This is a genomic window from Desulfomicrobium salsuginis (assembly GCF_054657795.1).
Genome location: NZ_BAAHYA010000001.1, coordinates 375377 through 390036, shown reverse-complemented (window position 1 = coordinate 390036; position 14660 = coordinate 375377). Strand labels below are relative to the sequence as shown.

Genomic DNA, 14660 nt, shown 5'->3' with positions numbered 1-14660 from the left:
CGGGCTTCCTAAGGTCGGGTTGGCGGTGCGTCCGGGCCGGGGAGCCAGGATCGGACGAAACGGTCGACGTCGAATTTCCGGCGTGCGCCGGCCAGATTCATGTACCTGATCTTGCCGAAAACCGGCCGTTCGGTCCAGCCGCGGTCGTGCACGCCGCCGATGGACCAGGCGATGCCCGTGTACCCGTTGCTGTCGCGGCCGTCGAGGCTGTAGCGGTCGTTGAGGAGGATGGCCGCGCGCATGGCGTCCTCGGCCGACGGCGACCACTCCAGGATCTTCTTGGCCCAGTACATGCGCAGGTACCCGTGCATCTTGCCGCAGCGGACCATCTGGGTCTGGGCCGCGTTCCACAGGGGGTCATGGGTGCGGGCCCCTTCGAGTTCCTCCGGGGAATAGATGGCCGGCCGCGGGTCCTTGCGGTGCCGGTGCAGGGTTTCCCGGGCCCAGGCCGGGAAGCCGGATTCACGGTCGTAGTCCGGGGTGTGGAGGCAGAAGTTGTCCGAAAGCTCGCGGCGGACGATCAGTTCCTCCAGAAACGAGTCCACGTGCTCGCCGGACAGCTTGCGGGCCATGATTTCGAGCGCCACGCGCTGGACCGAGATCATGCCGAAGTGCAGATGCGCCGAAAGGTTGGAGCAGACGTCGCGGTTGGGGTCATTGCGATCCGGGTAGCCGCGCAGTCGGTGTTCCAGGAACTCATCGAGCAAGGCCAGCCCTGCGGCTTCGCCCGGCTTTACGAGCAGTTCCTGGCGCATGAGGGCGGGGCTCAGGCCGGCCCGCAGTCCCGCGATGTCCGTCGGGCTCAAGCCTCTCGGCCACGGGTGCGGGTGGGGCGGCAGGGCGGGGAAGTCGTCCAGGAATTCGTGCAGCTGCCGCCGGATTCTGGGCCGGATCGTCTTGGCCATGTACTCGCGGCGGTCCGTGGCCACACGTGCCGGGACGATGTTGCGGGAGTCCACTTCCCAGACCGGCTGGGTGCTCGCGTCCAGCAGATCACGGGTCCAGTCTCTCTTGGCTCGCAGGGGGTCGAAGTCCGTGACGACGAGGGCCGCGTCGTGGGCGCGGGCGAAGGCGGCGGCCTCCTTGCCGGGCTCCCCGCGCAGCGCGAAGAGGGGGATGCCCTCCCGGCGCAGGGCCGCGCCGGTTTCCTCCAGGCCCTGCAGAAGGAAGTCGAAGTGCGCGGTCGTGGCGGCGCCAAAGGACGGCGCCAGGCAGAAGACGACGGCCACGGGCCGGCCCAGGCGCAGGGCTTCGAGCCTGGCGCAGGTCAGGCCCCAGTTGTCGGCCGCGCGGAAGTCGCGGTGCATCCAGTACACCACCGGTCCCCTCCCTTCCGGGGCAGCCCTGAGAACGTGCGCGCGTCGCGGGTTCATGCTCGTGTCTCCTGCTGCGTGCAGCCCGTCCCCGCGTCGCCCGCGCGGTGGCGTCCGCGCAGCTGGCCGCAGGCGGCCATGATGTCAGGGCCGTGGCTGCGCCGCACGAAGGCGGTGCGGCCCAGGGCCTTGAGGGCGGCCGCGAAGCCTTCGGTTCGTTCCCGGTCCGGCGCCCGGTGGGGGGCGCCGGGTACGGGGTTGCACGGGATGAGGTTGATCTTGGCGCGCATGTCCCCGAGGAGTTCGTGGAGTTGGCGCGCGTGCCGGTCGGCGTCGTTGGCGTCGCGGATGAGGATGTACTCGACCGTCATGCGCTCGCGTCCGGGCAGGGGGTAGCGCAGCATGGCCGGAATGAGCTCCCGCAGGGGCCAGGCCCGGGCCCCGGGCATGAGCCTGTCCCGCAGATCCTGGGTCGGGGCGTGCAGGGAGACGGCGGGCAGGGCCAGCCGCAGTCGCCCGAGTTCGTCGAGGCGTTCCGGGATGCCGATTGTCGACACCAGAATCTTCCTCCAGGAAAGATGGGGCCCGCTGGCCCGCGCGAGGTTTTCCAGGCAGCCGCGCAGGGCCGTGAAATTGAGCAGGGGTTCGCCCATGCCCATGAACACGGCCCGCTCGGGCAACCGGCCCGTGGCGGCGCGGAGTTCCTCGGCGGCGGTTGCGATCTGGGCCAGGAGTTCGCCTGCTGTCAGGTTGCGGACGAAGCCGGAACCGCCCGTGCGGCAGAAGGTGCAGCCCACGGGGCAGCCGACCTGCGTGGAGAGGCAGACGGTGTGCGACTTGGGCATGTCCATGATGACGGTCTCGACGGACTGCCCGTCGGCGAGTTCCAGGAGCAGCTTGCGGGTGCCGTCGGCGCCGGTCTGCCGGTCGCGCACGGGCAGCAGGTTTTGGGGCGGCCACAACCCGGGCGCGCGATCATGCTTCGGAAGGTGTGTCTGCAATGGGCGGGCGCTTGGCATCGTCAATATTTGTCCAGTTGTCCGGAGGTGTCAACCGGATGCCCGGATGCGCCCGTTTCGTCTTTCTACGCATAAGACAACGCATCAACTCGCAAGAGATATGCATGCTCTTGCATGACGTGTTGAAGAGAATTCATGATATGGATTGCTTTATTGATAAAGATTGATAATGATATCTCGCATATCCGACGACAATGGGAGGATGGATGGCCGCAAGCGTCGCGGGTGAGGTCATCGACAGCGCGACGGACCGGGTAAGGCTGCATCATGCATGGCGGGCGCCGGGCTCCGGCGCACCCGTACCGGGAGAGCCCCATTTTCCCTTGAAACATGCGGCAGTGCGTGACATCAACGGCACTATCCGACGAGATGGACCCGGCGGCCGTTCGTGACGGCGCTGCGGAAACTGTGCGAGGCCAGCGGCGACGACGCCTGATGGCGGCCTGTCCCGGCGTTTTCCCGACCTGCACACTTCAACACGAGACAGCACATAATGAATGAAAGCAAATCATCGGATGTCGAAGTTTTCGTGCACAGGAAACTCGTCGTTTCCTTCCGCTGTCCGTCCTGCAATCTGGAAAAATCCATCAACGTCGAAAAGATCAAGGACGTCTCTCATTGGAAAGTGAACGCAACGTGCCGTCGTTGTGCGCACAAGTTCAAGGTGTCTTTCAATTTTCGCAAATACTATCGCATGGAAACGTCCCTGCACGGGCTCCTGTACGCGTCGTTCGAGACACTTGAGCCTTTGGGGGATGTGCACGTCACCGATCTGTCGCTGACCGGGATCGGCTTCGAATCCGAGAGGTGTGCGCTCGGCGTGGGCGATATCGTGGTCGTACGTTTCCTGCTGGACGACGAGGACCAGTCTCCCCTGGAAAAGGAAATCGAGATCACCTCCGTCCGGGGCTCCAAGGTTGGTGCCGTTTTCCGGGACACGAGCGGCTTCGATACGGTACTGGGCAGATACATTCTCCCCTGACGGGGTGCACGCATATGGCGATGCGAGAAAGGAGCTCTTTCGATGACTGAAGTGGAGGGCGCGCGTTCCGCGGGCAAAACATGGTGTGTGGTGCTTGTCCTGGTGGCGCTGATCGGCGTCGGTTTCGCCGTGGCGCTGGCCGTCTGGCCCGATCTGCTGTCCCTGGGATCCGGGCGCATCGTCGGGCAGGTCTCCATCGCTCCGCAGGAGGCGGCCCAGGCCGGCGGACAGTGGCGGGTGGTCAGCCAGTGGCAGGCCGCGGGTGAAATGCAGGACGCCGGGAACATCTATCTCGTGGAGTTCAAGGCCATTCCGGGCTGGGAAGCCCCGGCGCCCGTCGTGCTGAAGAAGGGCGAAGCCGGAGGGCGCGTCGAGGGCGTGTACATTCCGGCCCCCTTTGCGGAGCAGACCATCCTGACCTGCACCGGTGCGAGCACCCTGGCGGGGAGGCTCGCGCCCGAACTCGCGCAGCTCTATCTCAGACAGTCTGGCGCCGACGAGGTCAAGGTCGTCCCGGGAGCGGGGGCGGACGAATTTTCGGTGCAGGGCATTTTCTTTGCCGCCAAGGAGATCCGCAAGATCGAGATCCAGGGGCGCGGCACGCAGTTCGGCTTCATGGCCCTCAAGGACGGGCAGTGCGACGTGGCTCTGGCCGCGCACAAGCTCTCGCCCGTCGACGCCAGGTCCATGGGCGCCGACGCCATTACCGGCGAGAGCGAGCACCGGCTCGGCATGGACGCGGTGTCCGTGGTCGTGCACAGGGACAACCCGGTCAAGGCCCTGACTCTGGAACAGGTGGGGAAGATTTTCGCCGGCGAGATCACCAACTGGGAGCAGGTCGGCGGGCCGTCGGCGAAGATCAACGTCTTCGCCCTCAAGGATACCTTCGCCACGCGCGGCTTCTTCGAGAGCGTCTTCCTCGGCTCGCGGCCGATTTCGCCTGATGCGCGGGAAGTCGATGTGCAGTCCCAGCTGCCCGAGTTCGTGGCCCGCGATCTCTGGGGCATCGGCTTCTGCAGCATCACCCTGGCCGGCCCGTGCCGCGAGATGCCCCTCAAGGCCAACGCCGATTCCGAGGCCGTTCTTCCCGGCCCCGAAAGCATTCGCGCCCTGACCTACCCGGCCAGCCGGAGCATGTATCTCTATGTCCGGGGCGATTCGAAGAACGTCTACGCCCAGGAGTTCGTCAAACTGTGCCTGTCCGGCGCCGGACAGGGACTCGTCGGGAAATTCGGCTTCGTGACCCTTGGCGAGCTTGCGGGCTCCGCTGCGGCCGAAACGCACGTTTCAGGGGCGCAGCAGGCCGCGTCGAACCTTCCGTCGATCTTCCGCCCCGGAGCGCCGTCGGTCCTCAAGGCCCCGGCCATCACCGGGCCCCTGCCGAGGCTGGTGCAGCTCGACGGGGAAGTCGTGCCCGACGAGGCCCGCAAGGCCGTCCTGCAGGAATATCTGGACGGGGTGTACGGCGCCGAGCGGCTGCCCATCGTGTTCCGCTTCCAGTCCTCGAGCCTGGAGCCTGACGCCCAGGCCATGCAGGACATCGGCCGCGTCGCGGCCCTGATGAAGGAACCGGCCAATGCGGCCAAGGCCGTCATCCTCGTCGGATTTTCCGATTCCGTCGGCGAGTACGCCTCCAATCTGGCCGTGGCCGTCAAGCGCGCCGAGGCGGTCGCCGACAAGCTCCGGGCCAGGGGGCTGCGCAACATCACCGTGCTGGCCGCAGGCGAGGAGGAAGCAGTGGAACCCAATGAATCCCGCATCGGCCGGGAAAGAAACCGCCGTGTCGAGATATGGCTGAAATAGCGAACACCCCCCCCGAAACCGGCGAGCCCGCCCCGAAGGCCGCCGTGCAGCGAATCCTCGTCATCGACGACGACAAGCTCATGTGTCTGGCCCTGGCCAGGATTCTCGTCTCCGCCGGGTACGAGGTGGTCCAGGCCTACAACGGCGAGGAAGGGCTGCAGAAGTACCGCAGCGGGAAATTCGACCTGGTCATCACGGACCTCATCATGCCGGACAAGGAAGGCATCCAGATCATCCGGGAGCTGCGCAAGGAAGACGGCGCCATACGCATCATCGCCATGTCCGCCGGAGGACGCGGCGGTGCGACGGATTACCTGAAGTGGGCCAGGCTCATGGGCGCCAAGCAGTGCCTGAGCAAGCCCATCAGGCGCGAGGAACTCCTCGTCGCCGTCTCCTCCGTGCTGACCGCGCCGTGACGGGCGCGCCCCATACGACCACATGAACCTTTGCCCCTGCCGCATGCGGCAGACCGCGCGAGTCGCATATGGAAAAAAAGACGTCTCTCTTCAATCTGCTCCAGTTCAAGATCCACCTCGGCGTGCAGTTCATCCTGGCTGCATGCTTCTTCGGGCTGGGATATTTCATCTACGTCACCCAGCTGGACTTTCTGGTCAGCGACATCCGCAGGCAGGGCGAGGAGCAGGCCGAGATGGTCGCCTCGGCGAGCGTGACGGCCATCCAGCGTCAGAGCGTCTTCCTGCTGGAGGAGCTGGCCGCCAAGGCGGAATATTCACCGCGGGTCGCCTACTGCCAGATCGTCGACGTGGTGGGTAAATCGTTCCTGACGGGGCAGGTCAGGACAGGGCTGACCCGTGACGACCTCATCAGCGCCTACACGCCCAAGGACGTCATCATGGTCACGCGCGACGTCCTCTCGGACGGCAAGCGCATCGGCCAGGTCAAGCTCGGCATGTTCATCGACAAGGCCCGCAAGGAGGTCCAGCGCACCGCCCTGCAGCTCGTGGCAGCCTTCGCCGCGGTGCTGAGCGTCATCGCCATCTTCATCTACGTTTTCCTGAACCGGGTTCTCATCAGTCCCGTCGTCAACCTCTCCTCCCTGACCAAGAGCCTCGCCCGGGGGCAGTTCGTGACCACGGACCTGGACCAGCGCCAGGACGAGATCGGCGTCCTGGCCGAGGGCTTCAACATCATGAGCCGCAACCTCAAGGAGGTCTACGAGGACCTGGAGAAGAAGGTCGACGAGCGGACCCAGGACCTGAACAACGCCTACCACGAGCTGCAGGCCATCTTCGACAACTCCCTGGTGGGCATCGCGGTCTTCTCCTCGGACCACAAGGTCATCCGGGCCAACAGCCGCTTCGCCGCCATCTTCGGCTACTCCATCGAGGAAATGCCGCTGGTCGGCCCGGAGCGCTTCCACATCTCGTCCCGGAACCACGAGGATTTCGTGAACAGGTTCTACGGGCGTCTGGCGGAACGCGAGATCGCCCAGATGGAGTACCAGTTCCGGCGCAAGAACGGCGCCGTGTTTTGGAGCCAGGTCTCGGCCAAGGCCATCGACCCCAAGGACCTGTCCCGCGGCGTGATCCTGGTCATCGAGGACATCTCCGACCGCAAGAAGGCCAGCGAGCTGCTGCGCCAGCACGCCGAGGACCTGCGCCAGGCCAAGGAGGAGGCCGACAACGCCACGCGCTCCAAGAGCGAGTTCCTGGCCAGGATGAGCCACGAGATCCGCACGCCCATGAACGCCATCCTGGGCATGGCCGAAATGCTGCAGGAGACGAGCCTCAACGACGAGCAGCGCGAGTACGTCAAGACCTTCAGCTCGGCGGGCGAACTGCTGCTCGGGATCATCAACGACATTCTCGACTTCTCCAAGATCGAGGTCGGCCAGATCAAGCTCGAGACGATCTCCTTCAACCTGCCGGAGCTGGTCGAGGACGTGGGCAAGCTCTTCGCCTACCGCGCCGAGGAGAAGTCCCTGGCCCTGACCCGCAGGGTCTCGCCGGGCCTGGCCAACCGCTACATGGGCGACCCGACCCGCATCCGGCAGATCATCATCAACCTGCTCGGCAACGCCATCAAGTTCACGAGCAGGGGCGGCGTGACCCTGGCCGTCGGCGAGTCCGTCATGGACGACGGGGCGCCGTGCTGCCTCTTCGAGATCCGGGACACCGGCATCGGCATTCCCGCCTCCAAGGTGGACGCCATCTTCGAGAGCTTCGCCCAGGCCGACTCCTCCACGACCCGCGAGTTCGGCGGCACGGGCCTGGGGCTGGCCATCTCCAAGAAGCTCGTGGAACTCATGGGCGGCAAGATCTGGGTCGAGAGCGAAGTGGGCAAGGGGACGTCCTTCTTCTTCAAGCTGCCGCTGAAGCCCGATTTCCAGATGCAGCCTGCCGAATTCAAGCTGAAGATCCCGGTCGACACCCGCCTGCTGGTCATCGAGGACATGCCCGAGGGGCACGAGAGCATTTCGAGCCTGGTGCGCAGCTGGGGCATCGTGCCCACGTCCCGCAAGTCCGCAGCCCTGGCCGTCGACGCCTTGAGCGCCAACAAGGGCGACCGGGCCTTCCAGGCCATCCTCGTCGATTCCGTGGTGGACCACGAGCAGGGCTTCGACATCGTCCAACTCCTCATGGGGCAGGGCATGCAGCTCACCAGCGTGGTCCTGGTGGCCGATTCCGAGGCGGAGCTGGCCAAGCTCCCCGGGACGTCGGACATGCCCGGCCTGTCAACCATCCTGCGCAAGGACTGTCCGGCCACGCTGCACGACAGGCTCTTCGAGGCCATTTCCGAGGCCCAACGCAAACGTCTGACCGGGCTCCAGGACAGAAGCTGGAAGATCCTGCTGGTCGACGACGTCGAGGCCAACAGGCGCGTGGTGGAGCTGTTCCTGAAGTCCCTGAGCGTGACGCTGGTGCAGGCCGAAAACGGCCGCATCGCCGTCGAGAAGTTCATGGAGGAACCTTTCGACCTCGTGCTCATGGACATGGAGATGCCGGTCATGGACGGCCTGGAGGCCACCCGGCGCATCCGCATGTGGGAGGCCGAGAAGCGGGAGTACAAGACCCCCATCATCGCCCTGACGGCACACGCCTTCCAGGAGCACCGCCAGAAGACCATGGACGCCGGCTGCACCGAATTCCTGGCCAAGCCCATCAAGAAGCAGGCTCTGCTCGAAGTTGTCGACCGCTTCGCCGGCCAGCTCGAGTCCCTGGTCCCCGAGACCCGGGAACCGGTCAAGCCTCTGGCGGCCCACGTGTACGAGGAGAAGGACTCCCCGGTCCAGATCGATCCGGAGCTCGAGGACCTGCGGCCGCTGTTCCTGCGCACGGTGCGCGACTTCCAGTCGCAGCTGGCCGACGCCATCACCACCAAGGACTTCGTGACCATGCAGCGCAGCGGCCACAGCCTCAAGGGGCTTGGCAGCACCTACGCGGTGGATGAGATCAGCCAGGCGGGCAAGATCATCGAAAGCGCGGCCAAGGGCCGGCAGCTGGAGGTAGTCATCGAGGCGGTCAACCACCTGGCCGTGTTCATGAACACGGGCGAGGCGCCGAAGATCCAGACCGCCGAGGAGCCCGAGGAGATGGCCGCGACGGACGTCCTGCCGGAACCCGTTTCGGGCCGTTATCAGGTCCACGTGGCGCCGGAGATGTCCGAGCTCATCCCCTTCCTCATGGACGCCATGCAGAAGGACCTCGAACTCATGAACAAGGCCCTGGTCCAGAAGGATTTCCCGACCCTGCGCCGCTTCGGGCACAGCCACAAGGGCTTCGGCAGCACCTACGGCTTCGACTACATCAGCATCATCGGGCAGCGCATCCAGACGGCTTCCGACGCACGGGACGCCGAAGAGCTGACGGCCCTGCTGTCCGCCCTGGGCAACTATCTGGAGCGCGTCGACATCCTCTACGACATCAAGGACGAACTGGTCGAGGAGGAGGCGCCGGAACCGGTGTCCGGCGGGGTGCAGATCGAACCGGTGATCGAGCCGGTCGTGGAGGAGCAGGATTACTCGGTGGAGGTCGACGAGGAACTGTACGAGCTGGTCCCCTTGTTCATGGACACGATGCGTACGAACATCAAGGAAATGCGCGAGGCGGTGACCAAGGGCAACTTCGATCTCATCTGCCGGCACGGGCACAGCCAGAAGGGGCTGGGGAGTACCTACGGCTTTGATTATCTCAGCCATCTGGGGTACAGAATAGAGACGGCAGGGATGCAGAAGAACCCGGAGGAAATCGAGCTGCTGCTCGACGAAATGGCAGGATACATGGAAAAAGTGCAGATAGTGGAGCGCAAAGCATGAGTATGTACAATCAGGACATTGACGCCATTGCGTCGCAATACGTGACGCCCATACCCATTTCGGTTCTGCTCATCGATGACGAGTTCCTCATCGGCGAGGCCATGCGCATCAAGCTGTCCGGCGAGACGGACATCACCTTCCATTACTGCAAGGAGCCCGACAAGGCCTTGGAGACGGCCATCTCGGCCCAGCCGACGGTCATCATGCTCGACCTCGTCATGCCCGGCGTGAACGGGCTGACCATGGTCAAGTTCTTCAAGAGCAGCGAGGATTTCAACGATGTCCCGCTCATCGTGCTCTCGGCCCGCGAGGAGCCCGAGCTGAAGAAGAAGGCCCTGGCCCTGGGCGCCAATGACTACATGATCAAGCTGCCGGACAAGCCCGAGCTCATCGCCCGCATCCGCTGCCATTCCGATCGCTACATCTTCAAGCAGCAGCGCGACGAACTGATCATGAAGATCAGGGCCATGCGCGAACACAACGGCGCCGGTTCGGCCCCGACGTATCTGGTCTGATCGTGCGCGGGGATGTGTCGTTCACGGGGCCGGAGCGTTCTTACCCGGTCCCGTTTCTCGTTTTTTAAGGTATTTCGACGTCTCGAACGCGAGGATTCAGGATGCCCAAGACCCAGCTCATAGCCATCAAGAACATCTTTCAGGAAGCCCAGGCCTTCGAGATGGCCTGGAACAAGTGCCTGCCCGACCTCAAGGCCCTTTTCCAGGTCGACCAGATCCGTCTCTACCGCTGCGACGAGAAGAACTCCGAGCTCTACTCCGTGGTCCTGAAGGACGGTCGGCCGGCGGAGGTCCGGCTGCAGATTTCGGCATCCAGCGTGGCCGGGTACACGGCCATGTCCCTGCTGCCCCTCATCCTGAAGGGCATCGAGCCCGCCGACCTCGAGGCCGTGCACCCCAGCCTGCGCTTTGACCGGGAGTACGACAAGCTGGTCGGGTTCGACACGGAGAACCTCATCTCCATGCCCATCCAGTACGAAGACTCCCTGTTGGGCGTCCTGCAGCTCCTCAACAAGAAGGGCGGCGCGTTTTCACGGGAGGACGAGGCCTTCTGCCGGCTCATCGTCAGCATCATGGGCCAGAAGATGTACGAGGAGCGCAAGCTCCCCAAGGGGCCCTACGAAAACCTCGTCATGCGCGGACTGGTGACCCGGCAGCAGCTCGACGACGTGCTGTCCAGGTCGTCCAAGCGCGGGGTCTCGGCGTCGCGTCTGCTGCAGTACGATTACGGGGTCAGGGCCGAGGACATCGGAGCCTCCCTGGAGCTCTACTACCAGACGCCCTTCGTGCGCTTTCAGGACAATCCCGTTTCCGACCAGGTCCTCAAGGGCATGAACCGGCAGTATCTGCTCAACAACCTCTGGGTGCCGCTGCAGGTCCGTGGCGACAGGGCCGTGGTCCTGGTGCACAACCCCCACGACTCCGAGATGATCGAGGAGATTCGCCGGACCATGAATGTCCACGAATTCGAGTTCAAGGTCGGCCTGCCCGAGGAGATCCTGGCCTTCCTGGGCGACCGCAGCCAGCTCCCGAAGAACGGCGGAGCCGCCAAGACCAAGTTCGAGGCGAAGCTGCCGGAGGAGATGGACGAGGACGAGGGTGAGCTGTCCGTGGACGACGACTTCGGCGAGGATCTGGCCGACACCTTCGCCGATCTGGAGGAGATCGCCGAGGAAGGGCTCGAGGTCTCGCAGGTCGAGGAGGAGGACATCTCCCAGGAGAGCCGCCAACTGGCCGTGCGCTTCGTGAACAAGGTCATCATGCACGCCCACAAGGCCGGCGCGTCGGACATCCACATCGAGCCGGCCAAGCCCGGCCGCCCCGGCATGGTGCGCATGCGCATCGACGGCTCCTGCGAGCGCGTCCTGTCCATTCCCGAGAGCATCATCAAGCCCGTCATCTCGCGCATCAAGATCATCTCCAACCTGAACATCTCCGAGCGCCGTCTGCCCCAGGACGGCAAGGCCAAGGTCCGCTTCAAGGGCCGCGAACTGGAGCTGCGCATCGCCACCCTGCCCACGGTCTACGGCGAGAGTGCGGTCCTTCGCATGCTCTCCTCGGGCCGGTCCATGCCCTTCGACAAGCTCAACCTGAGCGACGCCAACCGGGCGCACATCGAACGGCTCGTAGTCAAGCCCCACGGCATCTTTCTGGTGGTCGGCCCCACGGGATCGGGCAAGACCACGACCCTGCACTCCATCCTGGCGCGCATCAACACGCCGGACAGGAAGATCTGGACCGTCGAGGACCCGGTTGAAATCACCCAGCCGGGCCTGCAGCAGGTGCAGGTGGACCCGGCCATCGGCCTCGACTTCCCCCGCATCATGCGCTCCTTCCTGCGCGCCGACCCGGACGTCATTCTGGTCGGCGAAATGCGCGACCTGCAGACCGCGCAGATCGGCGTGGAGGCCTCCCTGACGGGCCACATGGTCTTTTCCACTCTGCACACCAACTCCGCGGCCGAGACCGTGACGCGCCTTCTGGAGATGGGCATCGAATCCCTCAACTTCTCCGAGGCGCTGCACGGCATCCTGGCCCAGCGTCTGGTCAAGACCCTCTGCCCGCAATGCAGGGAGGAACATGCGCCCACGGACGAGGAATGGACATTTCTGGTCCAGCAGTACGGCGAAAAGTATTTCCCGGAACTCGGCCTGGACCGTGCCACGGCCAGGACGTACCGGGCCAAGGGGTGCGGGCGCTGCTCCATGACGGGATACCGCGGCCGGACGGGCATTCACGAACTGCTCGTGGCCACGCCGGAAATACGCAAGGCCATCTCTCGCCGCATGACGGCCGACGAGATCGCCGAAATGGCCATTGAACAAGGCATGCGGACCTTGTATCAGGATGGCATCGCCAAGATATTCAAGGGGGACATCGACATCCTCCAACTGCAGAAAGTTACCCTGGCGGAGTAGCGCATGGAAGAGCCTGCCGAAAAGACCGAGGCGACGGCCGTTGAAGAGCCGGTGGTCATCCCGCCGAACCTCAAGCTGCGGCTCGAGAAGTGCCCCAAGTGCGACTACGAGCGGAGAAAGGGGGATGACGATTTCGCCTCCCCCTTCGAGTGCCCCAAGTGCGGGGTGGTGTACGCCCTGGCCATGGAGGAGGTGCGCCGACGCGACCGGGGCCAGGAGATGCAGGACGAGGCCGAGGCCGACGCGCTGCGCCGTCTGGCCCAGGCCCAGGACGAGAACCTCCGCAGCTCCCAGGTGGGCAGTGCCATGTTCGTGGGCCAGGAGAAGACGAAGGTTTGGATGATCGTGGCCGGGGTGCTGATCCTGGCGGCCGTGTGCGCGTTCCTTTTTCTGTGATGCCTGCCGCCGCCCCGTATCGGGGGCGCAGGCGCGATGCAACCGTGTGACCGATGGTGAGGTATGGCCAAGCTTTTTCCCTGGGATCCGTGGCTTGAGATGGAGTGCCTGAAGGAGGACATGAAGAGGCTGGTGGAGGATTCTGTCTGCCCATCGCCCTTTGCCGAGGGCCTCAGGAGGCTGGGGCAGTTCCGCCCCCTGGCCGATGTGGTGGAGACGGCCGATGGATTTCTCATCATGGTGGAGTTGCCGGGGCTGGAACGCGAGGACGTTTCTCTGGAGGTGCACGGAAGCGAACTGGCGATATTCGGCGAACGCAAGCCGCCCGCCGATCTCGCCGGGGTCGCCTTCCAGAGCATGGAGCGCTCCTACGGCTGTTTTTCGCGTCGTTTCGCCCTGCCCATGGAAATCGACCCGCCGTCCGTCGAAGCCAGGATGCGGGCCGGGCTGCTGCATGTTTTCGTTCCAAAACGCGTCGCCAAGCCGGAGAACAGGACCATCTCCATCACCTTCGAGGAAGAGTGACGCTTCGGGGGGTGACTGCATCCCTGCGTTGAGGACGTTCATCAAGGAGAAGATGCTGTGAGGATATCGCGACTTCTGGCCGTACTCGTTTTCTGGGCGCTCACGAGCGCCCATTTTGCTGCGGCGTCGACCCCCGACGTGCGCATGACCCCCGTCGTGCGCACGGTGCGGGAGGTGGCCCCGGCCGTGGTCAACATCCATACCGCGCGCATCGTCGAGCAGGAGGTCAACCCCTTCGGCACGCTCTTCGACGACCAGCTCTTCCGGCACTTCTTCGGCGACCAGGACCTGACCAAGCGCTTCGAGCAGCGCAGCCTGGGCTCGGGCGTCATCATCGACGGTCGCAAAAACTTGGTCCTGACCAACGCCCACGTCATCGAGGGCGCCTCGACCATCCGGGTCCGTCTGCTCGACGGGCGGCAGTACGACGGCGAACTGGTGGGCTCTGACCCGGATTTCGATCTGGCCGTGCTGCACCTCAAAGACGCCCGGGACCTGCCCCAGGTGGCCATGGGGGACTCGTCGGACATGATGATCGGCGAGACGGTCATCGCCATCGGCAACCCCTTCGGCTTCGGCAACACCGTGACCACGGGCGTGGTCTCGGCCATGGGCCGGACCATCGAAACCAAGCAGGGCACCTTCACGGATTTCATCCAGACCGACGCGGCCATCAACCCCGGCAACAGCGGCGGCCCCCTCATGAACCTGGCAGGGGAACTGGTGGGCATCAACACGGCCATCTACGCCGAGGCCCAGGGCATCGGCTTCGCCATCCCCATCAACAAGGCCCGGCGCGTTGTCGACGAGTTGGTCAGTCTGGGCCGGGTCCAGGCCGTGTGGCTCGGGCTGGAGGGGCAGGACGTGGACGAGCGCATCGCCAGCTACCTCGGTCTCGCTGAGGCCCGCGGCATGGTCGTGACCCAGGTTCACGAGCCCGCCGTGGAGCGGGCCGGGATCAGACCGGGCGACGTGATCATGGCCGTGGGCCGGGTCGACGTCGAGGACCGCGACCACTATCTGCGCATCCTCAGGAACTACACCCTCGGCCAGGACGTCCCCCTCGACGTGGCCGGCCAGGGCGGCCGGCGCACGGTCACGGTCCGCATGCAGCCCTTCACGGACGAGAAGGCCCTGGAAATGGCCGAAAAACGCTGGGGACTGACCGTGCAGGTCCGGGACCGCGGCCTGGTCGTGGCCGGCGTGCGGCCCGGCAGCCCGGCCCAGCAGCTCGGTCTCAAGCCCGGCGACGCCCTGGTCAAGGTCGCCGGGGAGGCGCAGGCCTCGGTCACGGATTTCGCACGAGCCTTCAAGCGTTACCGCATGGCCAACACCGTGATGCTGCTCGTTGCCCGCGACGGCCGGGGCTATCACGTGCGCCTGCGGGTCTGACCCGACAACCTAAGGAAACACC

11 protein-coding genes are annotated in these 14660 nt (G+C 64.9%); 9 read left to right on the top strand and 2 right to left on the bottom strand.

Annotation, left to right across the window (positions count from 1 at the left end; genetic code table 11):
- Positions 1-8: 8 nt before the first annotated feature.
- Both ACYQ3G_RS01720 and rlmN read right to left on the bottom strand, forming a co-directional pair.
- A complete protein-coding gene (locus tag ACYQ3G_RS01720) occupies positions 9-1373 on the bottom strand; it encodes a deoxyribodipyrimidine photo-lyase (protein ID WP_459821800.1) in 1365 nt (454 codons plus the stop codon).
- Positions 1370-2275, bottom strand: a complete 906-nt coding sequence (rlmN, locus tag ACYQ3G_RS01715; RefSeq protein WP_459821798.1) for a 23S rRNA (adenine(2503)-C(2))-methyltransferase RlmN — start codon at positions 2273-2275, stop codon at positions 1370-1372. The genes ACYQ3G_RS01720 and rlmN overlap by 4 nt, the downstream gene beginning before the upstream one ends.
- Before the next feature lie 721 nt (positions 2276-2996).
- Here rlmN and ACYQ3G_RS01710 point away from each other — a divergent pair.
- The 9 genes from ACYQ3G_RS01710 to ACYQ3G_RS01670 all read left to right on the top strand — a co-directional run bounded on the left by ACYQ3G_RS01710 (position 2997) and on the right by ACYQ3G_RS01670 (position 14638).
- On the top strand, positions 2997-3314 hold the full coding sequence (locus tag ACYQ3G_RS01710; protein WP_459821796.1) for a PilZ domain-containing protein: 318 nt from the start codon (positions 2997-2999) through the stop codon (positions 3312-3314).
- A 42-nt stretch (positions 3315-3356) separates the two neighbouring features.
- Positions 3357-5117: a phosphate ABC transporter substrate-binding/OmpA family protein gene (locus ACYQ3G_RS01705; protein WP_459821794.1), complete on the top strand. Its 1761-nt coding sequence runs from the start codon at positions 3357-3359 to the stop codon at positions 5115-5117.
- Positions 5105-5533 (top strand): response regulator, encoded by a 429-nt coding sequence (locus tag ACYQ3G_RS01700; RefSeq protein WP_459821792.1) that lies wholly within the window; start codon positions 5105-5107, stop codon positions 5531-5533. Before ACYQ3G_RS01705 ends, ACYQ3G_RS01700 begins: the two co-directional genes overlap by 13 nt.
- Before the next feature lie 68 nt (positions 5534-5601).
- The gene (locus tag ACYQ3G_RS01695; protein ID WP_459821790.1) at positions 5602-9393 is read left to right on the top strand and encodes an ATP-binding protein; all 3792 of its coding nucleotides are present in this window, start codon (positions 5602-5604) and stop codon (positions 9391-9393) included.
- Positions 9390-9908: a response regulator gene (locus tag ACYQ3G_RS01690; RefSeq protein ID WP_051307206.1), complete on the top strand. Its 519-nt coding sequence runs from the start codon at positions 9390-9392 to the stop codon at positions 9906-9908. Before ACYQ3G_RS01695 ends, ACYQ3G_RS01690 begins: the two co-directional genes overlap by 4 nt.
- A 101-nt stretch (positions 9909-10009) precedes the next feature.
- A complete protein-coding gene (locus ACYQ3G_RS01685) occupies positions 10010-12325 on the top strand; it encodes a GspE/PulE family protein (RefSeq protein ID WP_459821787.1) in 2316 nt (771 codons plus the stop codon).
- Between the two features lie 3 nt (positions 12326-12328).
- Complete coding sequence (locus ACYQ3G_RS01680; protein ID WP_459821785.1) at positions 12329-12721, top strand: hypothetical protein; 393 nt, start codon at positions 12329-12331, stop codon at positions 12719-12721.
- Between the two features lie 63 nt (positions 12722-12784).
- Positions 12785-13246 (top strand): Hsp20/alpha crystallin family protein, encoded by a 462-nt coding sequence (locus ACYQ3G_RS01675; protein WP_459821783.1) that lies wholly within the window; start codon positions 12785-12787, stop codon positions 13244-13246.
- A gap of 57 nt (positions 13247-13303) precedes the next feature.
- The gene (locus tag ACYQ3G_RS01670) at positions 13304-14638 is read left to right on the top strand and encodes a trypsin-like peptidase domain-containing protein (RefSeq protein ID WP_459821781.1); all 1335 of its coding nucleotides are present in this window, start codon (positions 13304-13306) and stop codon (positions 14636-14638) included.
- Positions 14639-14660: the final 22 nt, after the last annotated feature.